At 55.8% G+C, this 24599-nt stretch carries 19 protein-coding genes and 2 pseudogenes; 2 read left to right on the top strand and 19 right to left on the bottom strand.

All coding sequences use genetic code 11. The annotated features are described in order from the left end of the window. Positions 1–279 precede the first annotated feature (279 nt). On the top strand, positions 280–696 hold the full coding sequence (locus QSK43_RS24245) for a hypothetical protein (RefSeq protein WP_332305614.1): 417 nt from the start codon (positions 280–282) through the stop codon (positions 694–696). 256 nt (positions 697–952) lie between these two features. Here QSK43_RS24245 and QSK43_RS24250 read toward each other — a convergent pair whose 3' ends face one another. The 10 genes and pseudogenes from QSK43_RS24250 to QSK43_RS24295 form a co-directional block, all read right to left on the bottom strand. Further along, positions 953–1594, bottom strand: a complete 642-nt coding sequence (locus QSK43_RS24250; RefSeq protein WP_332305615.1) for a trimeric intracellular cation channel family protein — start codon at positions 1592–1594, stop codon at positions 953–955. 539 nt (positions 1595–2133) lie between these two features. Continuing rightward, positions 2134–3198 carry a transporter substrate-binding domain-containing protein gene (locus QSK43_RS24255; protein WP_332305681.1) on the bottom strand — a complete coding sequence of 355 codons (1065 nt, stop codon included), beginning with the start codon at positions 3196–3198 and terminating at the stop codon, positions 2134–2136. Positions 3199–3785: 587 nt separating this feature from the next. Continuing rightward, a complete protein-coding gene (locus tag QSK43_RS24260) occupies positions 3786–5228 on the bottom strand; it encodes a M20 family metallopeptidase (RefSeq protein WP_332305616.1) in 1443 nt (480 codons plus the stop codon). Between the two features lie 116 nt (positions 5229–5344). Continuing rightward, entirely contained in the window at positions 5345–6889 is a 1545-nt protein-coding gene (locus QSK43_RS24265) for an ABC transporter substrate-binding protein (RefSeq protein ID WP_332305617.1), read from the bottom strand. 40 nt (positions 6890–6929) lie between these two features. Beyond that, positions 6930–7799: a serine hydrolase gene (locus tag QSK43_RS24270; RefSeq protein ID WP_332305618.1), complete on the bottom strand. Its 870-nt coding sequence runs from the start codon at positions 7797–7799 to the stop codon at positions 6930–6932. 2 nt (positions 7800–7801) lie between these two features. Next, the gene (locus QSK43_RS24275) at positions 7802–9430 is read right to left on the bottom strand and encodes an ABC transporter ATP-binding protein (protein WP_332305619.1); all 1629 of its coding nucleotides are present in this window, start codon (positions 9428–9430) and stop codon (positions 7802–7804) included. Further along, the gene (locus QSK43_RS24280; RefSeq protein ID WP_332305620.1) at positions 9427–10245 is read right to left on the bottom strand and encodes an ABC transporter permease; all 819 of its coding nucleotides are present in this window, start codon (positions 10243–10245) and stop codon (positions 9427–9429) included. Before QSK43_RS24280 ends, QSK43_RS24275 begins: the two co-directional genes overlap by 4 nt. Then, positions 10242–11186: an ABC transporter permease gene (locus QSK43_RS24285; protein WP_332305621.1), complete on the bottom strand. Its 945-nt coding sequence runs from the start codon at positions 11184–11186 to the stop codon at positions 10242–10244. Before QSK43_RS24285 ends, QSK43_RS24280 begins: the two co-directional genes overlap by 4 nt. Positions 11187–11363: 177 nt before the next feature. Next, positions 11364–12272 carry a LysR family transcriptional regulator gene (locus tag QSK43_RS24290; protein ID WP_332305682.1) on the bottom strand — a complete coding sequence of 303 codons (909 nt, stop codon included), beginning with the start codon at positions 12270–12272 and terminating at the stop codon, positions 11364–11366. A 17-nt stretch (positions 12273–12289) separates the two neighbouring features. Next, positions 12290–13271, bottom strand: a pseudogene (locus tag QSK43_RS24295) (LysR family transcriptional regulator). A gap of 70 nt (positions 13272–13341) precedes the next feature. Here QSK43_RS24295 and QSK43_RS24300 point away from each other — a divergent pair. Further along, positions 13342–14712: an MmgE/PrpD family protein gene (locus QSK43_RS24300; protein WP_332305622.1), complete on the top strand. Its 1371-nt coding sequence runs from the start codon at positions 13342–13344 to the stop codon at positions 14710–14712. Positions 14713–14843: 131 nt separating this feature from the next. On the opposite strand, the gene QSK43_RS24305 is transcribed toward QSK43_RS24300, so the two are convergent. From QSK43_RS24305 to QSK43_RS24345, 9 genes and pseudogenes are all read right to left on the bottom strand, one after another. Then, the gene (locus tag QSK43_RS24305; RefSeq protein WP_332305623.1) at positions 14844–15992 is read right to left on the bottom strand and encodes an alanine racemase; all 1149 of its coding nucleotides are present in this window, start codon (positions 15990–15992) and stop codon (positions 14844–14846) included. Between the two features lie 99 nt (positions 15993–16091). Then, positions 16092–17960 carry an adenine deaminase gene (locus QSK43_RS24310; protein ID WP_332305624.1) on the bottom strand — a complete coding sequence of 623 codons (1869 nt, stop codon included), beginning with the start codon at positions 17958–17960 and terminating at the stop codon, positions 16092–16094. Between the two features lie 11 nt (positions 17961–17971). Beyond that, a complete protein-coding gene (locus tag QSK43_RS24315) occupies positions 17972–18619 on the bottom strand; it encodes a helix-turn-helix domain-containing protein (RefSeq protein WP_332305625.1) in 648 nt (215 codons plus the stop codon). A gap of 17 nt (positions 18620–18636) precedes the next feature. Beyond that, positions 18637–19572: pseudogene (locus tag QSK43_RS24320) on the bottom strand (N-carbamoyl-D-amino-acid hydrolase). After that, the gene (locus tag QSK43_RS24325) at positions 19569–20660 is read right to left on the bottom strand and encodes an ABC transporter ATP-binding protein (protein WP_332305626.1); all 1092 of its coding nucleotides are present in this window, start codon (positions 20658–20660) and stop codon (positions 19569–19571) included. Before QSK43_RS24325 ends, QSK43_RS24320 begins: the two are co-directional and overlap by 4 nt. A gap of 5 nt (positions 20661–20665) precedes the next feature. Then, the gene (locus QSK43_RS24330) at positions 20666–21454 is read right to left on the bottom strand and encodes an ABC transporter permease (protein WP_332305627.1); all 789 of its coding nucleotides are present in this window, start codon (positions 21452–21454) and stop codon (positions 20666–20668) included. 4 nt (positions 21455–21458) lie between these two features. Continuing rightward, positions 21459–22295 (bottom strand): ABC transporter permease, encoded by an 837-nt coding sequence (locus QSK43_RS24335; protein WP_332305628.1) that lies wholly within the window; start codon positions 22293–22295, stop codon positions 21459–21461. Positions 22296–22322: 27 nt separating this feature from the next. Then, on the bottom strand, positions 22323–23348 hold the full coding sequence (locus QSK43_RS24340; protein ID WP_332305629.1) for an ABC transporter substrate-binding protein: 1026 nt from the start codon (positions 23346–23348) through the stop codon (positions 22323–22325). Positions 23349–24197: 849 nt separating this feature from the next. Next, positions 24198–24401 carry a cold-shock protein gene (locus QSK43_RS24345; protein WP_332305630.1) on the bottom strand — a complete coding sequence of 68 codons (204 nt, stop codon included), beginning with the start codon at positions 24399–24401 and terminating at the stop codon, positions 24198–24200. Positions 24402–24599 lie beyond the last annotated feature (198 nt).

Consider the following 24599-nt stretch of genomic DNA (forward strand, 5'->3'; position numbering starts at 1 on the left):
CTTTGTTAAGCTGACGATGCCGTTCGCGCCATCAGCGCGGACGGGTTTGCACTTCGAGCTTAAATTGGCATCTGCGCGGGAGATCCAGCTGTGGACGGCTGACTTCTCGATCGCTTGATGGAGGTACGCATTCTATAGATGTGGGAGGCCAAGGGTTATTGCCAGAGTCGTATAAAGTCACTTTACATTTCAACCTGTTTCGGGAAAATGGAAGAGACATCTGAGTGCGTGAAATAAAACGATAGGTTGTCAAAGGAGCGGTCCAGCGGAGCTGCCAGGATGCATAAACTAATCGGCTACACTCATGCGACGGCTCTATTGGGGGTACTCTGTTTAAGTCAACCCGCGGCGGCGGCTGATCCTTGCGCCGGCGTCGATCGAACTCTTACCAAGCAAAACAAAGCGGACTACGGTTCCCTCATCGCTAAAAGCCTCAATAAAAAGGTGAAGCCAAGGTCTGTTGAAATAGACGCTGTGCTTCGATCTGGAACCTGGACAGTAATTTATGCATCCACCCCAATTGCGGACCCAGGCTATTTTTTCTTCGACAGTTCATCCGGCGGACAGGTTTTTAAGGGCGTGTGGGGTGGGATCGCTGACGACGGTGACGGGCCGGTTTTGACAAAGTGGGCACGCGACTTAGGTGCAAATAACGAAATTGCCTCGTGCTTTTCGCACCTGGTCATGACTGATTGATACTGTGATGCAGCCAACCCTGAGAAGCGCTTGAGGGTGTGCCAGCGGCCGGGATCAGCCAGGCGCCTATTTCAACTGGAGTAAGAAGTAAGCGATCTGCGGTCCGGCGAGATGCGCCGACTGAAGGCTTTGGAAATCTGACGCTGGATCGGGAGATGCTGCAGGACGTCAACCGCCGAACGCTCTAGACCTGCCGCGAGCGCAAGCTGATCGACATCCAGTCAACAGAACTTTGCCCATGTCCGGCTCCGCGCATCTAGTGCAAGTCCCTTGTATAAACGAATTTAGGCATACTCCAATTGTAGCGGAGCGCCAACAAGCGCAAAATCAGTCCCAGAAACATGGCAACAATGGCTGACAATTCTTGTGAAAAGCCAAGATATGAGCCTCCCAGAAAGATGGCCCCAGTTCCGATAGATACAGTGGCATATAATTCTGAGCGGAACAGCAGAGGAACGTCGTTGCAGAGCACGTCACGCAAAACGCCACCTGCGCATCCAGTTATCATTCCTGCCGTAATGATAATGATGAGAGGCATATTCATCGAAAGCGCTACAGTGCAGCCTATGACTGTGAAAACTACAAGGCCGATTGCATCGAGAAAGAGGAAAACAGCACGCAGGTGATGCATGAAACGAGCCACTGGTATCGTGGCCAAGGCCGCTCCACCTGTCAGCAGAAGATAGCTCGGGTGAGCAATCCAGGAGAGCGGATGGTGATCAAGGAGAACATCTCGAATTGAACCGCCGCCAAGCGCGGTAACGCCGCCGAGCAGAAAGACGCCGATCCAGTCCATCTCTCGACGACCTGCTGCTAAAGCCGCGGTCATGGCTTCGGCCACGATTGCGGTTAAATAGAGAAAGTGAATTATCTCACTTGTGGTATGTCCATCGATCATAGAGAAACCCTCTCCTTTTCACCCGAAAAATCAATTTCGGGTGCAACACTAGCTGAAGTTGCGATTTTAGTGTCTTCTGAAACTAGGGGTGTTGGAATTTCAATTTGAAAAACGTGGTGGCATTCCGCTGGCTCCGGCGACCGAAACCGCATTTTTTCACCGCCGCAGTTCATGAAGGCAAGCTACAAATCGCGGGTAGTCCATTTCAGCTGCAGTATTGATGTGGCCGCAACGAACTCAACGAGGCCTTCTACTACGAAAAAAAACGGCAAAGGTATCGAGAACGACTGACAGCGCGCCGCCGCCCAAATCGAATAGAATGGTGACACCCATAAGCATCCAACAACCTTCTGCAGCCAGCAATCCTCAGGCCGGTTTGAGGGCTGTCCCGCCAGGCAGCAGGTAAACAAGACGGATCATGATAATCTTCCTCAACAGTAAAACCAGACCTAAATTGAAGGATGGCTTTGGAGTTTTCGTGCCCTATTTCGCGAGCCATTTATTGTATCCAGTCGGCATTGAGGGTTCGCGTTTTTGAATCAAGTCGAGTTCCCAAAGAAACGTTTTCTAAGTCTCTCTACAGTACCATCTTCAATTAGTTCAAGAATTTGCAGCGTTGCGGGGTTCGTGAGGTCGCTGTTGAGAGGGAATGCAAAACCTGTTTTATCCGGGTGAAAGATCTTGCCAACCACAATCATATTCTCTTCCGGCGCTGTATAAGCGAAATGCTCCAAAACGGGCGCGTCCCCGATTATTGCGTCAACCTCTCCTTCATTTGCGGCTTCAACTGCGGCAGTAAGATTGGGATAGGAGTGGGAGGAAATGCCAAGCTCGTTGACGAAATTCTCAGCAACACTACCCGTGAACACCCCCACAGTGTGGCCTTGAAGGTCTTCAAAGGAGTGTATCCCTCTTTCGAGAGTGACGGCAGTCATGACGCTGGTTATCGATGAAGTTATATAAGCGATAACTCCCACTCCCACGAGCAGCCAGATCGCCTGCCAAACGCGTCCCAGCCAGCCGAACAGGTTCTTACGCGTGGTTCGGCCAACGGTGGCAATCGAGACGACGTGAAAAAAGCTTTCGGCGGTTCCTTCTCTCCATCTTTTGGGGAAATCGGGATCAAATTTTCGGTCGAATAATGTGATTCCGATGGTTGCGGCTACAATAATCGCGAATAAGCAGGCGTAAACATGGAGATGCCCAGCATCCAAAAGTCCAGAGAAAACCGCTGTAAAACCACCCGAACCGTCAGCCTTTACCATTATTCGCAGACCGCCATCGTACCACGGTTGCGTGAACGCGATCAGTTCAGCGCGGCGGCGTGTGATCGTTAAATTGGTGACAGCCGCATCAACCTGGCCTGACTGTGTCGCATCTATCAGTTTTTGAAACGTCGGATACGCTACATAATCCGTCCGAAAGTTCAGCTTCGCGCTCACGGACTCCCACAGTTCTATCGCCATCCCTCCGTACCGCCCACGCTCCGCTATGACAAAAGGCGAGCTAACGTAAATTCCTACCTTTACCACGCGAGGCGGCATTTCCGACGGTGATTCCGCGTTCACTTCAGATATGAACAGCAGGTTGCCCAGTATCCACATGGCTATTGCGACCACGTAACGGGTGGTCAGAAACCGGTAGGCGTGACGTTCAGAATCTTTGGGGGTGCGAGGGCAGGGGTCTAACATTCTTCGTCCTTGAAAAACTGAAGGCGCCAGACACGAAACCGTCAATGTATAACCTTCGAATTACGGCTTCACGACGCTACTGACGGGTCTATTCGAAACTCCTCGTAGGTTTGGCTGATAGCAGCATCAGCGCTCGTGCTGTCGAAGAAGCGCAGAGAGGTTAATGGTGTCGCGAATATTTCCTTGGATTTCATTAATAAAATTATTGCGATAACTTGGGTAATATTTTTTCTATTTCGTGTCGATGCGAGTGTTCGCTGCTATGGCGTGTGCATATTAAATATGAATTCTTTCCAAAAGGATCCTTGCCAAGTTTGCCATCTGTGAGACCTTCGATGCGCAATCGCTGGCACCGGGCGCCATCGCCTCAACCCCCAGCCCAGCCCTTGAATTTCATCGGACGGCGCTGCCGAAATTGTCTAGGCGCACCCTCAAGCCGTTCCGGAACGGCCTCGGCAATATGGACGTTTCTGGTTCCAGAGCCAGGCGTGATCAAAAAACTATTGGGCAGCGGGTGAGATATGATCCGGGATCGGGCAGACATATGGCTCTTCTTGTATTTTCTCAAACCATTCCGCTTTAACATGCGCTAACAATCTGGGGGAGGTTACAAGGTCAAGTCCAGTTGCTGCCAGCGCTTTTGCCGCGTGGATCATCGCCTTGTGAGCGCCAGTGCTGCGTCCTTGTGCCACCACCTGCCATGTATGGGGATTGGTACCGATCGCCCAGGCCGGCGCCCAGCATTGTGCCGTTGGCGTGACCCGGCTTACGTCGCCGACGTCTGTTGAGCCTGCACGGAAATGCGACTGTCCTTCAAAGTCCCGTAAGCCGAGATGCAGTGGTGTCGAGCCATCAATCTTCTCGTTTGAGAAAACGTCCTTCTTGATCTGATAAAGGCGGACGCTGCTTTTGATGGCTTCGTCGGTAAAGGTCGCCTGTATCTTGCGTGCGAAGTCCATATCAGCTTCATCAAATGGCACGGGGCCAATTGAGACCAGATTTTTGTGAATTGCATTTTCCAGCGTCAGATTGGGCAGCAGATTGGTGGCCGCCGTGTCAAAAATGATCTCGACCTCCGTTCCGGTCATCATGGCCGCGCCTCGCGCAACCTGATCGACACGCTCTGCCAGTGCCAATGCCTGGGACATTTCCGGTGCCCGCACGAGATAAAGGACTTCGGCCTTTGCCTGTACGACATTGGCCGCACGTCCACCGGCATCGGTAATGGCGTAGTGGACACGGCAGTCCTGCGGCATGTGCTCGCGCAGAAAATTGACGCCTACATTCATCAGCTCAACCGCGTCCAGCGCTGAGCGGCCGAGATGTGCGGCATTTGCTGCATGGGCCGCAACGCCCCTGAAGCGATAATAATATTCCAGAACGGCGAGATTGTTGGTCGAACGGACACCGTTAAACGGTGCAGGATGCCAGGTCAGTGCCGCATCGACATCGGCAAACACGCCGGCGCGCACCATGAATGTCTTGCCGGAGCCGCCTTCCTCGCCGGGGCAGCCGTAGTAACGCACGGTTCCGGGGAGGCCATTGGCTTCCAGGTGTTTTGCCAGCGAAATTGCCGCCAGCAGTGAACCGCTGCCGAGAAGATTATGGCCGCAGCCGTGGCCGCTTCCGTCCGGCTCCATGGCTATTGACTGATCCACGCCCGAGCGCTGGCTCATGCCTGCCAGCGCGTCGTATTCGCCGAGAAATGCGATGACCGGTTTGCCGCGACCATACTCGCCGATGAATGCCGTCTTCATCCCCGCAATATCTCGTCGAACGGAAAATCCATTCTGTTTCAGCGTTTCAACGAGCAGATCCGATGATCGAACTTCCTGAAATTTCAGTTCCGCGAACTCCCAGATCCTGTCACTGAGATCGGTAAAATCGGGCGCCATCGCCTCAATGGTCTGAATAAGCGAGCGGAGGGCGGCAGTGTCGGGCATTTTTTATCCTCGGGGCGATGCTGGGAAGTCCTGCATCAGGTGTGCAGAGCGGAGCAGCCATGCTGCAGGTTCAGCCGGCGCCGCGGTTCATCGCTGCGCCGGGCCATCATCATGTCTTACCTATCGAGGGAAACCTCCCAAAGACGGGCATTTGACTGCCAGACGGGTTGGCCCTTCAGGGCTTTCGTCGCACCCCAGACATCGATCATGTCATAGAGGAAAATCCCTGGCATCTCATCGAGCATCAGCGTGTGGAACTCGTCAAAGATGGCCTGGCGTTTCGCCGTGTCGATTTCGGCATAGGCCGCCTTCATCAATGCGATTGCCTTGGGGTTGTCCCACATCAGCGATGCATTCTTGTCCTTGTCGCCGACATAGAAGCTGTACATCAAAGCCGGATCGAGACGTGGTGCGACAGATTGCGAGATTATCTGGTAGTTGCCTGAACGGCGACGATCCACCTGTGTGGCGTAGTCCAGCACTTCGATCTGCACGTTGAGACCGATCTGCTGAAGCATGGCCTGCGCGATAACGGCTGCCGGGAAACTGGGGACGTTGCCGCGCTTATTGGCGATGATACTGATTGGCTCACCCTTGTAGCCCGAATCCGCCAGTTCTTTCTTGGCTGCTTCAAGATCATAGGGCAGGCGCGTCTTCTGCGTTTCGCTGAAGTAGACGGAATCGGAGGCGACCATGGAACCGTTTGCCTTGCCGGTGCCGTTGGATGCAGCGGCAACCAGTTCATCCAGATCAAGTGCCATGGCAATGGCGCGGCGAACGCCGGGCTTGCTCATGATCGGATCGCGCGTCTGAATGTAGAACAGGTTCTTGCCGTTGTTCTGGGAGACGATGACCTTGGCTTTCGCGCTCTTTTCGAATTCGGGGATCAGGTCGGGAGAAATTTCCGCCGTATCCAGCACACCCGACTGAAGCCCGGCCTTCACCGTCGAGGCGTCCGGAATGACCATGAATTTGATGCCATCGACCAATGGCCGCTTCGAACCGACCATGCCGTCCGGCTCGCCGCTATTGGTGGGTGAAACGTAACCGTCGAACTTCGTAAGGTGAATATATTCGCCCTTTTTCCACTGATCCCACTTGAACGGGCCGGTGCCGATCGGTTTGTCGAACGAGCCGTCGGCACCAACCGAGTCTGGTGAAATGATGCCTGTGTAGCCGCATTCCGGCCGCGACATCAGACCGAGGAAAACGGCTGACGGCTTTTCAAGCGTCATCGTCATGGTCTGTGCATCGACTGCCTCAATGCCCGTGACCTTCACGGTGCCGCTACCATCGAAGTCCTTGATGCAGGTCCATTTCGTCACCGGATCCATATAACGGTTCCAGTTCCACACCACGTCTTCGGCTGTCAGTATCTTGCCATTGTGGAATTTCACGTCCGGGCGCAGCTTGAACGTATAGGTCAGGCCATCGCCGGACATGTTGACCGACTGCGCCAGCAGAGGTTTGACCTCGCCGTTGTTGGCATAGCCGACAAGGCCTTCGACGATGTGCAGAATGACGCCATCAGTATTGCCGTCGCGGTTGACGCCGGGATTGTTGCTGCGCAGATCGGAGCTCTGGGCAATGACGATGTCACGTGCGGCTGAAACGCCGGTCAGCGACATCAGGATCGTACCGGCGAGAAGAATGCTTTTCATGTTACCCTCTTTTTGTTGGCGTCTATGGTTGTTCTCAGGCTTAAAATGCGTCCCAGCAGACGCGGGACAGCCTGCCGATGGTTTCGAGCGACAGGGTGTAGCCCGGCGTGCCATCCGGCATTTCCTGCGGCACCTGATCGGTAAAAGCTGTGATGATGTAGAACGGCGAACCGTCGCGATAGACGATGCCCGCATTCATGCGCCCGCGTTTTCCGGTGCCGCCCTTGTGGGCGACCACGGTGCCGAATGGAAGCCGTGACGGAATGGCGTAACGCAGGATCTGGTTCTTCAGCGTCTGGAGCGCGTAGGCGCATAGCTCCTGCGAAGAGCCCAGTTTGGCGGCGGCTTGCGTCGATGTCTGCGCATCGAGGATGGTCTGGAGCAGAAACAGCTGGTCACGCGCTGTCGTCGTCGTAACGGACTTCAGCGCGTGATCGGGCGACAAAGCCAGTGGTGGAATGAGAAAGCGGTGATGCGTGCCGCTCATGCCAATAGACTTGCAATAGCTGTCGACCTCTTCCAGAGTCAGCCGTTCGAACACCATTTTGGTGCAGACATTGTCGCTCAACACCATCATGCCGGTGATGGCGTCGCGCAGGGAGATAACCAGGCCGGGCGTCATGTGGCGAAGCATGCCGCTGGCCACCTCTTCGGCAAAGCGTGCCTCGTAGGTGATTGGCTCATCGAGATCGAGTCTGCCCTCATGGACGGCTTTCAGCGCCGCCATCATGATCGATGTCTTGCGGGTGCTGGCTGAAGGTGTTTCCTCATCTGCGCGTCTGTCGAAACTCTCGCCTGTCAACAGGTTGCGGATGCTGAAGCGAGTGACAAAATTCTGAGCGTCACAGATGGCGTTGAGGCGTTCCTGCACATTGCCGGAAGTCTTTTGAATCGCATTGGTGTTTGTCATGTTCAGTTCTCCAGACGCCATTTTAGCTGGACGCCGCCGGTCTCGTTCAGATCGAGTGCGGGAATGGCCGAAAGCAGGCGTCGCGTGTAGGCCTCTTTGGGCATGTCAAAGATTGTGTCGCGATCACCTTCTTCGATGATGCGTCCGTCCTGCATTACGACGACGCGGTCCGCCACCTGTTCGACGACACCGAGATCATGGCTGATGAACAGGCAGGAAAAGCCGTAGCGCTTTTGCAGATCTGAAAAGAGCGTCAGCACCTGCGCACGCACGGTCACGTCGAGTGCTGACACAGGTTCGTCGGCGATCAGGAAACGTGGTCTGCGCGCAATGGCACGGGCAATCGCCACGCGCTGGCGCTGACCGCCGGAAAGTTCGTGAGGATAACGCAGGGCATATTCCGCACCGAGACCAACTTCCTCCAGCGTTTCATAGGCGCGCTTTTTCTTGGCGGTGCGATCGATACCCGGCACGAGCCGCAATGCTTCCTCTACAAGCGCGAGAATTGTCATGCGCGGATCGAGCGAAGAATAGGGATCCTGAAACACCATCTGGCAATTGAGGCGGTAATCCCGCCAGTCAGCATCGCGCTTGCGGCCTTGAAACAGGATGTCTCCTTCCGTTTCGCTGACCAGCCCGGCGATGGTCCGGCCAAGCGTGGTTTTCCCCGACCCGGACCCACCCACCAGCGCGACCACCTCGCCCTCATGGATGTCGACGGAGACGCCGTGCAAAGCACGCTTGGCAGTACCTTTCTTCAACAGCGATCTGCGGCCTGGATAATCGACCACTACGTTCCTGGCGGACACCATCGGTGCAGCTGCGGTATTGATTGTGCGAACTGCGCCGCGGACAGGCAAAGACGACAAAAGCTTGCGGGTATAGGGATGCTGTGGTGCCTCGAGGATCTGTTCTGTGGTTCCAGCCTCGACGATCGACCCTTTTTCCATCACCACGATGCGGCTGGTATAGCGGGCCACCATCGGCAAATCGTGACTGATCAGAAGAACGGCTGTTCCTTCAGCCTTTGTCAGCTCCACCATCAGCTCCATGACATCGCGCTGGATGACAGCATCGAGCGCAGTGGTCGGTTCGTCGGCAATCAGCAAAGCGGGTTTGAGGAGCATGACCGAGGCCAGCATGATCCTCTGGCGCATGCCGCCGGAAAACTCATGAGGATAAGATGTGAGCGCTGCTTCAGGGTCACGGATGCCGACTTGCTGGAGCATGGCGAGTATTTTGACACGACGTTCTGCCGGCGTGTATCTGGTGTGAAGGGTGAGGCCTTCTTCCAGCTGGCGACCGATGGTCATGGACGGATTGAGGGAGGTCATTGGCTCCTGGAAAACCAGCCCGATTTCTGCGCCCCGTAACCTGCGCAGATCCGCTTCGCTCATCGATGTGACATCACGCCCTTTGTAAATTACCTGCCCGCCGGTTTTATGAATGGCAGGTGGCAGCAATGAAATCAGAGCACGCGTTGCCAGCGATTTGCCCGAACCGCTTTCGCCGACGATGCCGAAAATTTCGCCAGGCTCGAGATCGAAGCTGACGTTCTTCACGACTTCGACGCCGCGACGGGTAATCTCCAGCGAGAGATTACGCACGCTGAGAAGTTTTTCCTGTGTCATTTCAAACCTCTCATACGGGGATCGAGTTTGTCGCGCAGAGCATCTCCGAGCAGATTGATGCCGAGCAGCGTCAATGCGATGCAGAGACCGGGGAAAAGACCCAGCCAGACGGCTTGTTCGATGAAGGGACGACCAGCGGCGAGCATATTGCCCCAGGTTGGCGCCGGTGGCGGAACGCCGAGCCCAAGGAAACTCAGGGCACTTTCAGACAGGATGGCCCAGCCGAACATGGATGTGGCGAGGACGGTGATCGGCGCCAGACAATTGGGAAGAATGTGCCGCAGCATGGTAAAAATCTCGCTGTTGCCCATCACCTTGGAGGCTTCGATAAATTCACGCTCACGCAGCGACAGAACGGCACCGCGCACCACACGCGCCATGGATGGCGTGTAGGCAATACCGAGCGCGAAGATGATGCCATACTGATTGGCCCCGAACACTGCGAGCAGACCGAGTGCAAGCAGGATGCCGGGAAAAGCGAGCAGTGCGTTGTTGACCGCCATGATGACGCCGTCGATCCAGCCGCGGGAATAACCGCTGATCAGCCCGATCACCGTACCGGCGATCGTAGCAAATCCGACGGTCAGGCATCCGATCCAGACGCTGGCCCGTGCACCAATCATAAGTCGGCTGACAACGTCCCGGCCGAATTCGTCGGTACCGAGCAGATGTTGTGCCCCTGGTGCCGCGAGACGGGCGGTAAAGCTGAGCTTCATAGGATCGAATGGCGTCCATAACAGACTGACGGCTGCGACAATGAGAAGAATGGCAATAAGCAATCCGCCGATCAGGCCATTGAGAGTAAAATGTTTCATTCTGCCACCACGCGCGGATCAAACAGAGGATAGAGGAGATCGACGATCAGATTGACTACGACGTAGGAGAAGGCGACGAACAGCAGGCATCCCTGAATGACCGGATAGTCGCGCTGAAAGATGCTGTCGACCATCAACCGTCCGAGACCAGGAATGGTGAAAACCGTTTCGATGACAGCGATACCACCCAGAAGATTACCCAGGATAAGGCCAATCATCGTCCAGGTCGGACCAAATGCGTTCTTGAAGGCGTGCTTCCAGAGAACGGCGCTTTCGGACAGGCCTTTTGCGCGGGCATGGGTAATGTAATCCAGTCTAAGGACCTCAAGTGTCGAAGCGCGTGCCATGCGGATCAGAACACCCGCCTCATGGATCACAAGTGTCATGATCGGCAGAACCAGATAGAGCAGGCCTCCGGCCAGATTGTCGCTGATCGATATGTATCCGAGTACCGGCAGCCAGCCGAGCTTCAGACCAAAGAACAAAAGCAGCAGCAGACCGAGCCAGAAGGTCGGTATGGACAGGAGGATCGTTGCAGTGCCGACCAGCGCCAGATCGGTGATGCTGTTCTGGCGCCATGCGGCAATCACGCCTGCGGGAACCGCAATAAGGCTGGCAAGGATGACAGCAATGATGACGATTTCAGCAGAGACCATGAAACGCGATACGACGAGCGGCAGGACGGCCTCGTCGTTGACGATGGAACGCCCGAAGTCCAAGTTCAGCACATTGCCGCTCCAGACAAAAAATTGTTCTGGCATTGAGCGATCGAGACCCAGTTCGGTATGCATCGTGGCGATCTGATCGGGAGTGGCCATGTCGCCCAGCATCAGAGCGGCAGGATCCCCCGGAATAAAACGGATGAGCGCGAACACCGTCACGGCGACAATAACCATGGTTGGCAGCGCCATGAGCAGGCGGTTGAATATAAATCTGATCATCGGTTCCCCTGAACACGATTGGCGGGGCCGGATCTGCAAAGTCACCGGCTGTTTATGACAGGACTATGAGCGATGAGATGTTTTTGCGCAATATTATGCGTTTCTGTCATAGGTTTATGCATATACTGCGGACGACGCCAGGCGCGTCGGCACAAGAAAATATTATTTAACACGTTGTTAGGCTTCGTCTTTTTGGGAAATGACGATCTGCCGTTTGAGCGCGTCCATCAGCCCTCTGGCAGCAAGAGAAGACGATGTGCCAGACGGCGTCGCCAATCCGAACTCCTGCCGTGACATGGGGATGAAAGGGCGTTGAACGATTGGCAGATGCCGATAAAGATTGGCAAAAAAGCTACTCAGGATAGCAATGCCGAGCCCATGCGCAGCGTAGGAGCATGCAGAGCTGTTGGTGTGAGTTTCGATCTTGACGTTCTGTTTTACGCCCGCACGCTTGAAGGCCTGATCAAGCAACATACGGTTTGGCCTCTGGCGACCGATCAAAACGAGAGGTACGCCGCGCAGTTCCCTTGGCGTGATTTCGCTCAACGCTGCAAGCGGATGGTTTTCGGGAATAACGCAAACGCTCGATCCGGTCGCCACCCGTTCCATTTCGATACCCGGTCCGATCTGATCCTCATAACGAAGGAATCCGAAATCGATCACCTTCTGCTCCACCAGCCTTGCTATGCTGGATGTGGTCTCAAAAAAAGTTTCGATACGCACGGTTGGATATTCATTTGAATATTCGAGCAGCATGGCGGGTGCAAAATTTTCCCACATGGAGCTGGGAAGACCGATGCGCACCAGTTCCGGCCCGGCGGCACCGCTGCGCAAATCCTCCGCCAGACCGGAGAAACGATTCAGCCCAAGGAGAATGGTTTCCGCATCACGCGCGAGAATAGTGGCTTCCGGCGTTGGAATGAGGCGGCCTTTGTCGCGGTCGAAAAGCCTCAGCGAAAGGCCGGACTCGAGTTGCTGCAAAAGACGACTGACGCCGGACTGGCTGAGACCCATGCTTTTGGCAGTTGCAATCGTTGATCCCGTTGCGAGAAGAGTTTTCAGAACTTCCAGCTGTCTGAAATTAATCATCTGTGATGGCCCTGTCATCCGTTCTGTCGTGCAGCAAAATCCCGCGTCTCATACCATTCCCGGAGATATCCCAGGAATGGTGCAGCCGATTTCGGCAGCGGCGTCCGACCGGAACTGACGATTGCATATTCGACGACAAGCGCGGGTTCAAACGGCACAAAAACAAGCGGCATTCTGCTATATTCACGCGCCAGCAGCTCGCTGACAATTGCGATGCCCAGTCCTTCCCCAGCGAGCGCGCAGGCGCAACCGACGGAGTGCGCCTCTATGGCGGGGCGCTGCCGCAGCCCCTGTTTATAGAGAAGCGCTTCCAGTTCATGGCGTACCGGCCGCTCCCGGTTCAACAGGATCAGGTCATGCGATTTGAGGTCGGGAACACCCAGTGTTTTGTACGTCGCAAGCAAGTGGTCTGGATGCATGACGCAGATATTGCGGGAGGGCAGCACATATTCCTCGCGCAGCCCCGGCGTTGGTGACGGCAGACGGGTGAAGCCGATGTCTGCCTGGCCATCGGCAATCATGCGTTCGATTGCCAGATAGTTACCTGATGCGACTTCTATCCGAACCGACCCGTTTTCCGTCAGAAACCGTTTGATTAAACGCGGTACCAACGTGACCGAAAGGCTGGCAGGGAACGCAAGACGCAATGGAATTTCCACTGAGCGGCCGTTTTCAAGCTCTTGTGCCGTTACTTTCAATGCGGTCAGCCGATCGGAAATCGCTCTGATTTCCGGGCCAAGCGCCAAGCCTTCAGGCGTCATCGAGAGCCTGTTCTTGTCCCGTTCGAACAGCCTCACGCCAAGATAAAGCTCAAGCTGATGCAACAGTCGGCTGGCGTTCGACTGGGAAATACCCAGATCGGCAGCGGCGGCTATCGTGGAGCCGGTTGCGGCAATCGCATCATAGGCATGGATGTGCTTGATGCTGATTGTGATCTCGCTGGCTTGCTGCGACATTCTCTCTCCCAAAACGAATAGCACCACCCGTAAATGGCATAAGATTGCACAGTTTGGCGAGGCCTTCCAATGTGTAACCTGGAGCTATGACCTGGAAGGGGTACACGGTAATGGCAACAGTATTGGAACAGATCGCAACGCATGTCGCATCGAAAGCCACATACTCATCCCTCGCCAAAGCGCGGGCACAACAGGCGTTCGTTGACACGATCGGCTGCATGATTGCTGGTACTGGTGACCCGGCAACCCGTTCGGTTGCGGCTGCATTTTCTGAGGAGATCGGCGTATCGGGCATCTCGATGGTGTTCACCGGCGGGCGGTCTTCACCTTCTATTGCAGCCTTGATCAACGGCACCGCCGCGCATTGTCTGGATTTCGATGACAATTTCCATCCGGCCCGCGCGCACGCTTCTGCCGTCCTGGTGCCTGCTCTGCTGGCAATCGCGTCGGCAAACGGTTCGGTTTCCGGCGATCAGCTTCTTTGCGCTTACCTTGCCGGTCTCGAAGCGCAGGCCGCCGTTGGTTTTGGCGTAAATCCATCCCACTACAACCGGGGTTGGCATGGCACCTCTACAGTGGGTTGCATTGGCACGGCGGCGGGGGTGGCCATGCTCCTTGAGCTTGATAATCTGCGCGTTGCGCAAGCGATGAGTATCGCGGTCAGCCTTGCCTCGGGTCCAAAAGCTCAGTTTGGTACATCCGTGAAACCGTTTCATGCAGGTCTTGCAGCCCGTAATGCCGTCGAGGCGGCATTTCTTGCAAGGGCGGGTATAACCGGACGGCTGGACATCCTGGAGCGGCCACAAGGTTTTCTGGATTTGTTCGGAGGTGCAGACTCAGCGGGTTGGGACGCATTTTCCCCCGGCAAAATCCACGTCATTGAAACCCGTGGGTTGGTGACGAAACTTCATCCATGCTGTGCTTCTACACATCGAGTTATAGATGCTGCACTCGATTTGCAGAACGAGCATGGGTTCTCGCCTGACGACGTCCAGTGCATTGAAACGAAAGTAGGCCGGTCTGCCGTGGACAATCTTGCCTATCCGGATCCGTCCGATGAGATGCAGGCGCGGTTCTCAATGCAGTACTGCCTCGCTGCGGCATTGGTTCAAGGCAGACTTACACTTACCGATTTCACGCGCGATGCAATTTTGAGGCCGGATATCCGGCGTCATATGCCCAAGATTACCATGGAAGCCTACAGTGCTGAGGAGGAGCGCGGGGTTGAACGCATTGCTCATCAGTTAACGGTCAGATTGGCGGATGGGCGGACGTTGTGGAAAGAGCGCCTTCATGCCAAAGGATCGTCCGCGGACCCCATCACAGAAGCGGAACGGCAGTCGAAGTTTGTCGATTGCCTGGCTTGGGTGCGCTCGGCTGATGAAGGCCAATACGCTGCTTTAGCCCGTCTGGAGCGGGCCCGCTCTGTGGAGCATGTACTGCTGCAGTTAAAAGGGGTTGGCAGCAATATTGGAAGATGACACGTCTTAAATTGCCCGACATGGCCAAAAATCCATGCTTGACCCCATAGCCAGTCAACTTCGCGCTTCGCAGGGAAACAGTATTTCCACTGATATGGCCGACAGATGTTGGGCTGAAGGTTCGAGTCTTTTCAAGGCGAGGGCATGTCATGACGGATGAACCCTTCGGTTGGTACAAGTCTCGCGCGCTTACCGGTAAAACTCAACCCTCCGCTAAGATTTGCCACCGGGCAGGAGTGATTTGGCAGGATCAGCACCGGGATGCCCAGTTTGGGCGCCTCGTGCTCAAAAGTCAGGAATGCGTGTTCTTCGGAAAGTTTTGCGACAGAAAAAGGTGTGTCGCGCCCTTGCGCCCACGCCTCACCAAACGAGGTCGTTGCGGATGTACCATGGGCACCAAGGTCGGAAGACAGCGTTTTCGAACCGACATCGGCAATTGCAAAATGATCATTGACCGCGATGATTCGGGCTGACACTGCAAGGCCGATGTCCGCACGGCTAACCAGTCCAAGACGGACTGCGGTCAGGTCGTAAAAAACATAGTTTCCTGGCCTGACCTCATCGATGCCCTCGAAACCGGCATTGGCCAGAATCGATGGCGTACTGCCAATCGACACGCAGGGAACGGGAATACCATTTCTTTCGAAAGATGCGCGAAGATCAGTCATAATCTCCAGTTCCGTTTGCGCGATCCGGCGCACGCCGTCCACATTCCCGGCTCCATAGGCATGACCAGCGTGCGACAACAGGCCCACGAAATGTAAAAGAGGATCGGCATCGATTTTCCGTGCGAGGGCGAGTCCAAGCACACCACGTGGGTCAAACCCGCAACGATGCAAACCGACATTGACCTTTAGGAAAACATGAGCAACTCGGCCGCACTCCAGTGCAGCTTTTGCTACGGCTTCGACCGTTTGTTCGCTATCGGCGACAAAACGAATATCTTCCGGACGCTCCACGATCCGCAACATTGCTGCGATCGTCGCTGGGCAAATAATCGGATATGCGAGCGTCACCGGTGTGAGACCGTTTTCGATCAACATCTTCGCTTCATAAGGACGAGCGACGGTAAAACCCTTTGCACCATGGGCGCGTTGCAGATGCGCGATTTCAAGGCTTTTATGGGTCTTTATGTGCGGATGGAGTGTCGCCTTGCCACCCACAAGTTCCGCCATGGCGGCGATGTTGCGAAGCAGTGTTGGCTCATCAACTACGACTTTCGGGGTTTTAAAGCTGTCGAAGCCCGAAAATCTCCGCGCCAGATCGAGGCCTGAGGCCATGGGTGAGACTTCCACATTTGACATCGAGATGATCCGGATCCGTTATTGAGGACATGGCCTGGCGGCCGGTTGGGCAACAGGCATCGATAAACCCGTCGCTCAGAAAACGACGGGGTGCGTCCTGCCGTTTTGAACATTGACGAGCCCTTGCGGTGCATAGTCGCTTGGAGCGACCAGAACCCAACGCCATGGCGCGCAGGTGAGCGTGGCGAATGCCAGGCGTTCGGGGAAGCCGGGGAACCAGCGTGGCTGAAAGCTGGGTTCGTACATCCAGTCGACCTTTTCGCCCTCAGCGTAAAGCGCATGCATTTCCTCGTGCAACGTTTCGGCAGGGCGGCAGCTCATCAGTCCAGCGATTTCGTAACGCACGCGTGAGACCACTTTGCCATCGCGCACCAGAGCCCATCCACCGTCGTTGTCGGCAACGGCATTGACCGCCATGGCCATTGCTTCATCCGACGAGCCGACGCACCAGATATTGTGTTTGTCATGAGCCATGGAGCAGGCCAATGCTGTGTCGGCCGTTCTGGGGCCGCATCCCAGCCAGAACATCTTCGAAACGCTGCCTTTGCCCGAGAAGCGATCGATGATCGAGAATTTCGTGATGTTGCGACTTTCGTCGCGCTGCACAAAGCCTCCCATCACCGGCAATTCGAAAACGAGAAAGTCATCGGTCCAGTGAAAGGGCCTCAGCACCGCGGCATTCATGGTCTCCCGCCCGGCCTCGGCGGCGATCTGGAAATCAGCCGCAGTTAAAGCCCGACCGATGTTGATGGTTTTGGTCGCCCATTCCGGCCAGTCAATCTCCGGCACGTCAGGGAGATAGATCTTGCCATCGGATACCTGTTTGCCGTCTGCCCAGACCTTGGCAATCTCGAATGTCGCGACATCGGATAGCAAGACGATGTCTGCATACCGGCCCGGGGCCAGTGTACCGACCCATGGTGTCAAGCGCATGTGCCGAGCCGGATTGATGGTGACGAGCTGAATTGCGATTTCCGGAGCGAGACCGGACTGAATGGCAAGCCGGACATTGTGATCCGTTGCCCCCAGTTTCAGCGTGTCGGAGGCGCTGCGATCATCCGTGGTCAAAGCAATCTGGGACCAATCGGCCAGACCTTTCTCGATAAGCCCGGTGATGACCTCCGGCAGGCTGTGCGGGCGCAGTTCCATGAACAGGCCACGTGAAAGCTTGTCCCAGAACTCCTCCACGGTCCATGCCTCGTGGTCGGAGGCCATCCCGGCAGCCGCGAATGCGTTGATTGTCGGAATGTCACGAATGCCAGCAGCATGACCCTCAACGACGCCACGTTTTTCGAATGTCGCGCGGATCATGCCCCAAAGCCGATCATAGGATGGATTGCTGGCATCCCACACGGCAGGCCAGTCCATGACTTCGTCCAGACCGGCCACCATCAGGCTCTGCTGGAGGAATTCCTTTTGCTCGTCGTAACCAAGCCAGCCGCCACCGTGTTCGTAACCGGTGGGAGGAACGGCTGAGCCTGGTAAGGGAAAGATTTTGAGAGGCGAACCGGCGGCGCGTGCCTTGAGCCAGAATTCAAGTGTCTTGGCGCCATTGACGTTGGAAAATTCGTGGCTTGCTTCGCAGGTCCAGGTATTGCCACGTGGAAGGACGAGTGCGGCTTCCCATTCCGGGGTCAGATGTGAGCTTTCAATGTGTTTGTGCACCTCGCCGAGGCCAGGAATGGCAGACAGGTCAGGCTCATGGACGCGGTGACTGACGGTGCCGGGGTAGGAACCGGCATCGCCGACATAGGCAATGCGACGGTCCTTGATGATGATTTCCTGATCATCACGCCATGTCCGGGTGCTCACGTCGAGTAGTCTACCGACACGCAGTGCCGTGTCGGCAGGAAGTTTGCCAAGTGCCACCAGTGTCAGTTGTTGGCGGATTGCGATTTCATCGTCAGCGCTCAGGCTGATGTCTTCGATATCGGTTCTTGGCACGGGGTATTTCCTTAAGGCACTGGGGGGACTGTTTCGGGACGATTCAGACAGACGGATAGAATGCGGGAATGGCGGTCGGTGTTGGATGAAAAGCCGTGTTCGGCAGAGGCATCGAAATAGACGGTATCGCCTTTGGACATTACGACAGGTGAATAGGGTTCCATATGGAAAATAACCTCGCCCTCCAGCACGTAGACAAACTCTTCACCCTTATGGGTGCTGCGTACCGGGCGTGCGTTGGCAGAACGTACCGGTATGTCGATAACCATTGGCTGCATCGTTTTGTCGGCAAGATCCGGAGCGAGTGCTTCGTAGTGCCCCATCTCTGTCGAATATTTCGCGCCGTTATCGGCCTTGGTAATAACGCGGGCCGCAGTGGCAAATTTCTGCGTCGGTGTTCCGATCAGGTCGACGAAGTCGATTCCCAGACCTTCCGCCAGACGAACAAGAACGCTGTAGGCGGGAGATGATTGATTGTTTTCAATCTTTGACAGGGACGAAATCGAGACCCCTGTACGTCGGGACACCTCGGCCAGCGTCCAGCGGTTTTCAAACCGCAGGCGTGACAGCATCTCACCAAGCGGTTTGCCCGGTGTCTTGTCATTTGTGCGTCTGTCGTGGACGCCTGTTGTTTCAGATGTCGCGTCTTCGGTCGTCATATCCGCTCCCATCGGCCTCATTGCGGCAGAATAGCGCCCTTGCGTTCGACTATCAGTTTATACTGCGATGGCTCGCGATGGCGTGCGAAATCGAAAATGGTCTTCTTGTACAACGTACCCATGTCGAGATCGCATCTGGCGGCAATGAGTTCGTCGCCGGTCGTCTAAGCCATGGCGACAATCTGCCCCGATGGCGCAACGATCATCGAAAGTCCGATCATGTTTGAACCCTCCTCGCAGCCCGCCTTGGCCGCAGCCGCGACCCATGTAGCGTTCTGGTAGGCACCTGCCTGTAGCGACAGCTGGTGATGGAAACCCGTCAGTTGGTCGAAGTCGAAAACACCGGTGTGATCGTCGGGCGTATTATAACCGACGCAAACGAGTTCCGCGCCCTGCAACGCCATCACGCGGTAGGTTTCGGGCCAGCGGCGATCGTTGCAGATGCACATGCCGACGATGCCATCCATCGCGCGCCATACAGGGAAACCCAGATTTCCGGGTTCGAAGTAACGTTTCTCGAGATGCTGCGAGGTCCGCCCTTCGACAGGTTCAGCGTGTCCGGGCAGATGGATTTTTCGGTATTTGCCGACGATCTTGCCCGCGGAGTTGACTATGATAGACGTGTTGAAGTGCCGCTCCGTCCCGTTTTCTACGGCAATTTCGGCGTAGCCGATGTAAAACCCGATGCCCAGAGCACTGGCCTCTTCGAAGAGCGGTGCCGTTTCCGCCCCGGGCATTTCGCGCTCGAAGAAGCTGTCGATTTCTTCCTGGCTGTTCAGCACCCAGCGTGGGAAAAACGTCGTGAAAGCCAGCTCGGGGAAAACCACAAACTCCGCTCCACGGGATTTCGCTTCCCGCAGGAGCTCCACCTGACGTTTGACGACAGAGGCACGGCTATCGCCTCTCTGAACAGGTCCCATCTGTGCGCAGGCAAGATTGATAAAACGGCTCATGCGTGCTGCTCCCTGTTTCCACCCAGGATCTCGAACGGCAGAACGGCGCTGTGCATCGGATTGATGCTGAGCCAGGTCGGGCTGCCCGCTTCCTGAGGTGTTTCTATGCGGCCATGGGCAATGAGCGTGCCGACTGCGCTTTCGCAGTGATACTGATACGCCCGGCCGAGGAAAGTCCGAAGGCTGATCTTGGCAGGAATGCCACTCTGCACGTCACTGACCGTCAGGCCCTCGGGGCGCGTGGCGATAAGGCCACGATCAGGGACCTGGCCGAAATCCGCCTCCGAAATATTGATACGGACACCACCGTCGATCTCGATCGTAACCTTGCTGTTGCCAGCCCGGGCGACGATTGAAAACGCCATGATGTTCTCGAAGCCGACAAACCGCGCGACGAAAGCGTTCGCCGGACGCCGGTAAAGCGCCTCGGGCGTATCGAGTTGCACAACCTGACCTGCATTCATGATCGCCACGCGATCCGAGATCGAGAAGGCCTCTTCCTGGTCGTGGGTGACGTAGACGGCCGTGCGTTGGCCAGCCATCTGCAAGCGGCGTATCTGCACGCGCATGTCGACGCGCAGTTTTGCATCGAGGTTGGAAAGCGGTTCGTCGAACATCATCAAAGGAGGGTCGATGACAAGGGCACGGGCGAGGGCCACGCGTTGCTTCTGGCCACCGGACAATGCCGAGGGCAGACGACCAGCAAGATGCGAAAGTCCGACGATCTCCAGCATATCCTTTGCCATTTTCAGTCGTTCGGCGGAGGCGATGCGGCGTTGCTTCAAGCCGAACCCGACGTTGTCGATTACACTCAGATGCGGCAGCAGAGCGTAGTTTTGAAACACGAGGCCGATGTTGCGACGGTGGGTGGGAAGTGCAGTCAACTCACGATCACCCAGATGGATCGTGCCTGAACTTGGTTCCATGAAACCGGCAATCAGTCGCAGCGTCGTGGTCTTGCCACAGCCGGAAGCGCCAAGCAGTGAAATAAGCTCTCCGGATTTGATCTCAAGATTGAGATCATCGAGAACCTTCGACTGGCCGTAGTGGGCGGAAACACCACGAATGGAAAGAGCGGGACTGCTCACGTCAATTACCTCATAACCTTTGAAAGGCCGAGCGTTCGTTCGATGATGGCGATGACGGCGATGGTCAACAGCATCAGCAATACGGAAACAGCGGCAACGGAAGGATCGAAATGTTGTTCGACATAGGTGAACAACTCAATGGGCAGCGTACTGACGCCCGGTCCCGTCAAGAACAGCGAAACGGAAACATCATTGAGCGATGTGATGAACGCAAGAATGAACGCGGCGACAATGCCTGAGCTGATGTTGGGCAGAACCACGACGAAAAATGTCTTGAGCGGTGAAGCGCCGAGACTGACGGCCGCCTCTTCGGCGCTGAAATCGAAGGCCGCGAGACTGGCGCCGACCACGCGCACCGCATAGGGAATGGCGATAATCGTGTGGCCGATCAGAAGCGCGGTTATCACAGGCAGCTCATATTCGACGATGATGCTTTTCAGCAGCGAAAATCCGAAGACGATTTCCGGCACCAGGACGGGTAGGAAAAAGATCGAGCTGTACCAGTTCGGTAACCCGGAACGGAACCTTGCCAGCGCATAGGCAACCGGCACACCGACCAGCAACGCAAAGCCGGTGCCACAGATGGCGACGATCAGGCTTGTCTGGAAACTGGTGATGAAATTTTCCTGCTGCAGCACGAAGCTGAACCAGCGCAGGGACAGACCCTGTGGCGGGAACGTCAGGAAGGTGCCTTCTGTCAACGATGCGCCGAGAATGATCACCAGCGGCAGCAGAAGGAATGCGAAAACGAAGGCCGCAAGGACCTGTACGACAATGTGAGGTTTGCGCTGCATCGGATTATCCCGTCACCGGATTGAGGCGTCGGGCCAGATATTGTGCGCCGACGATGACGACGACAGTCAGGGCGACCATGACGACGGCGATTGTGTTGGCCGAATCCCAGTCAAACGAAACCATCGCCTTTTCATGCAGCAGGGCAGGCAGGATCTTCTGACCCTCACCGCCCAGTAGACGCGCGGTCGCAAAGGCGGCAAGGCTGCCGGTGAACACCAGCACGCCACCGACAATGAGGCCGGGAACGGCAAGCGGCAGCGTGACCTGGCGAAACACTGCAAAGGGAGTGGCACCCAGTGATGCCGAGGCATCGAGCACGCTTTCATCGATGGCTTCCAGCACCCCCATCAAAGACAGGATCGCCAGCGGCGTGAACAGATAGACAAGGCCGATGATAAGGGAAAATTCGGTAAACAGCAGCGTCAGCGGCTCATCGATCGCGCCAATCGACACCAGCGATGAATTGATGATGCCGTTGCGCCCGAGGATGACCATCCAGGCGAAGCTGCGTACGATCGCGCCCGTCAGCAGCGGGAACACGCTGGCGACCAGCAATATCTGTCGCAGCCAGCCCCGGGTCCGAACAAGCACGGTGGCTGCGACGAAGCCGAACACCAGCGATATGAAGGTCGAGATCAGTGCGATGCGGATCGTGCGTATTACGATGCGCACATTGGTGCTGTTCGAAAAAAAGCTATCATACAGCGCAAACCGGTTTCCGGATGGCCCGATGGTTCCTGAAAAGGTTCCCGCCACCGGCAGAACCAGGAACGCCAGTACAACCAGCGTTCCCGGAAGCACCAGAAGCAGGGGAAGGGACCGCCTGAACTGAAGTTTCATTGCGTATTTCCGACCATGTTTTAAGGCTTATTGACCGAAGACTTCGTCCCAGCGACCCGACCAGTCCGATTTGGCCTTGATGATGCTGCCGAAATCCGTCTTGCGCAGCTTGGCAATTTCTTCCGGACCGTATGCCATTGTCTTTGTCTCTTCCGGGGTCAGCGAAACCTTCCTGTTGACGGTGCCATCGCCAACCGTTGCGAATTTCTTCTGTACGTCGGCGCTGAGGCGGTAGTTGATGAAGGCGTGTGCGAGATCCTTGTTCTTCGACTTGGCGCCGATATTCAGCGTATTGAAAACAAGGAATGCGCCTTCATCAAGCGCAGCCCACCGTGCGGTCGGGATTGCTTTCATGATGGCGGGCACTGCAAAGTCCTGAACGGCAGCAACACTGACTTCGCCGGTCGAAAACAGGTTGGTCAACTCGGAGCCGGACAAATAGGTCTTGCGGATATTCGGCTTCATCTCGGCGAGGCTTTTGAAGGCGGCATCCGGATCGGCAAAGGCGTCGACGCCAACGCGTTCACCGGCAACGATGACCGTTACAGGCCCGGTCGTGGTCGTGAAGCCGGGAACCGCGACATGACCTTTGAGATCTTCGCGCCAGAGATCCTTCCATGACGTGATTGGCTTGACCCTGGCCGTGTCGTAGATGATGCCGTAACGACCAACCGTGTAACCCGGTCCCCATTCGGAACCCTGCGGAGCCTTGGCCACATCATAGATATCATCGAGGTTTGGCAACAGTTTCGGGTCCATCCTGGCAAACACGCCGTCGTCGATGCCCTGCTGCGAGAATGCGTCGGTAATGAACATCACGTCCACGCCGCCGCGGATTTTCATCTTGTTGAGACGGTCGGCGTTGTTTCCGGTCTCGATGACGACCTTGACGTTATATTTCTCTTCGAACGGCTTGTAGAGATACTCCTGGCTTTCCTTAGGGGTGTAGCCCCACTCGGATACGACAAGGGTGCGCTGATCCTGCGCGACCGATAACGACACGCCGGCAAGAACTGCGGCGGCAAATGAAACACACGAAAGAAGATGGCGCATGGAGATACCTGCAGCTGGTTGAAAAATGGACTTTTGTATAGATTTTAATCAGGCTGTGAATTTTGCGCATTATATGCGCAATTCGGTTTCTTTCTCAAGAAATATTTTCTTGATAGAAAACTTGGCGGCGCAAGATTGGGTGAATTCCTGTTCGCATCGCCAGTATTACCGAGGATGCTTGGGGGCAGGCTAGCAGGTGCGGGGGGACCCCTTGGGCCAAGGCGACATCGACGCCCAGAACGACTGCTCCGAAAGGGCAGCGCCGATTTCTCTCTATGCGGTACCTCACCGTCGAGCTGGGATCTGCTTTGCAACGCCGTTCAACCCGTCCGGGCGGGCAGCAACGCGAACCGCTGGCTCTATGCCCGAGATCGATATGCCCACCTGCATCAAGACGGTTCAGCGCCACCTCAGCCCTATCGTTCGCGTGGACGGTCCCCACTCCTGAAATCGGAGCTTTCACGCGCCCGTCAACACCGGTCATGCCTTGCGCAGAAGCAGGCCAGAACGCCACATGTGAGTTTTTACTTGCGCGCGATGAGAATGCAGCTTCGACTCCATTGGTGGCCTGCCGGTGGTCTTTGAAGAACCGAGCCGCGGTAGTGGTGGTCGAGATTTCGCAGAATGCCGATCGACTGCCGGTACAGGTTTCTGGCGGTGCACTCGGCCTTAATGAAGAGATCAGGCTGTTGCGAGACCAACTGGCGTCCAAGCTTCAGCTGCAAATGCACAACTGAAGAGGATGCTGAAGTAGTCCGGACGCTGGACGTGTCATTGTCTCTGGCACAAAATCGGTTAATGTGCCCGTGGATCCAGACCAACTGCGGCCTATCCAAAGCCGTGGATGTGTTAAAGCACGCTGACGTTTTCGGCCTTTGATTTTCCAGTCTTGCGATCCTGCCCCAACTCGTAACTCACCTTTTGCCCTTCTCTCAAGGAGCCACCGCGTTCCAGGGCAGAGGCGTGCACAAAGACATCCGAGCCTCCGTTCTCAGGAGTGATGAAGCCAAATCCCTTATCTTCGTTGAAAAATTTTACGGTACCGGTCGGCATGAAAACTCCTGGTTAGTCGTTCGACCCCCTCGCCACGGAGAGAAACATATCGCTAAATCGCCAAGCTCTCAATGGGTTACACAATGCCGAATCTGTGCTCCGGCATCTCTCAGGCTGACGACGACCGGGATCCGCTGCAAGCAGCTGGAAAGTCTCCGAAAATTCAAAAGCTGCGTACCACCTCGGCGAACAGAACGG

This window comes from Rhizobium sp. GR12 (assembly GCF_036596185.1).
GTDB classification, from domain to species: Bacteria; Pseudomonadota; Alphaproteobacteria; order Rhizobiales; family Rhizobiaceae; genus Agrobacterium; species Agrobacterium nepotum.

What these genes read in the sequence shown, in the direction of transcription:
- QSK43_RS24245 (WP_332305614.1), top strand. Translation starts at nt 280, where the DNA reads ATGCATAAACTAATCGGCTACACTCATGCGACGGCTCTATTGGGGGTA.
- QSK43_RS24250 (WP_332305615.1), bottom strand. Translation starts at nt 1,594, where the DNA reads ATGATCGATGGACATACCACAAGTGAGATAATTCACTTTCTCTATTTA.
- QSK43_RS24255 (WP_332305681.1), bottom strand. Translation starts at nt 3,198, where the DNA reads ATGTGGATACTGGGCAACCTGCTGTTCATATCTGAAGTGAACGCGGAA.
- QSK43_RS24260 (WP_332305616.1), bottom strand. Translation starts at nt 5,228, where the DNA reads ATGCCCGACACTGCCGCCCTCCGCTCGCTTATTCAGACCATTGAGGCG.
- QSK43_RS24265 (WP_332305617.1), bottom strand. Translation starts at nt 6,889, where the DNA reads ATGAAAAGCATTCTTCTCGCCGGTACGATCCTGATGTCGCTGACCGGC.
- QSK43_RS24270 (WP_332305618.1), bottom strand. Translation starts at nt 7,799, where the DNA reads ATGACAAACACCAATGCGATTCAAAAGACTTCCGGCAATGTGCAGGAA.
- QSK43_RS24275 (WP_332305619.1), bottom strand. Translation starts at nt 9,430, where the DNA reads ATGACACAGGAAAAACTTCTCAGCGTGCGTAATCTCTCGCTGGAGATT.
- QSK43_RS24280 (WP_332305620.1), bottom strand. Translation starts at nt 10,245, where the DNA reads ATGAAACATTTTACTCTCAATGGCCTGATCGGCGGATTGCTTATTGCC.
- QSK43_RS24285 (WP_332305621.1), bottom strand. Translation starts at nt 11,186, where the DNA reads ATGATCAGATTTATATTCAACCGCCTGCTCATGGCGCTGCCAACCATG.
- QSK43_RS24300 (WP_332305622.1), top strand. Translation starts at nt 13,342, where the DNA reads ATGGCAACAGTATTGGAACAGATCGCAACGCATGTCGCATCGAAAGCC.
- QSK43_RS24305 (WP_332305623.1), bottom strand. Translation starts at nt 15,992, where the DNA reads ATGGCCTCAGGCCTCGATCTGGCGCGGAGATTTTCGGGCTTCGACAGC.
- QSK43_RS24315 (WP_332305625.1), bottom strand. Translation starts at nt 18,619, where the DNA reads ATGACGACCGAAGACGCGACATCTGAAACAACAGGCGTCCACGACAGA.
- QSK43_RS24330 (WP_332305627.1), bottom strand. Translation starts at nt 21,454, where the DNA reads ATGCAGCGCAAACCTCACATTGTCGTACAGGTCCTTGCGGCCTTCGTT.
- QSK43_RS24335 (WP_332305628.1), bottom strand. Translation starts at nt 22,295, where the DNA reads ATGAAACTTCAGTTCAGGCGGTCCCTTCCCCTGCTTCTGGTGCTTCCG.
- QSK43_RS24340 (WP_332305629.1), bottom strand. Translation starts at nt 23,348, where the DNA reads ATGCGCCATCTTCTTTCGTGTGTTTCATTTGCCGCCGCAGTTCTTGCC.
- QSK43_RS24345 (WP_332305630.1), bottom strand. Translation starts at nt 24,401, where the DNA reads ATGCCGACCGGTACCGTAAAATTTTTCAACGAAGATAAGGGATTTGGC.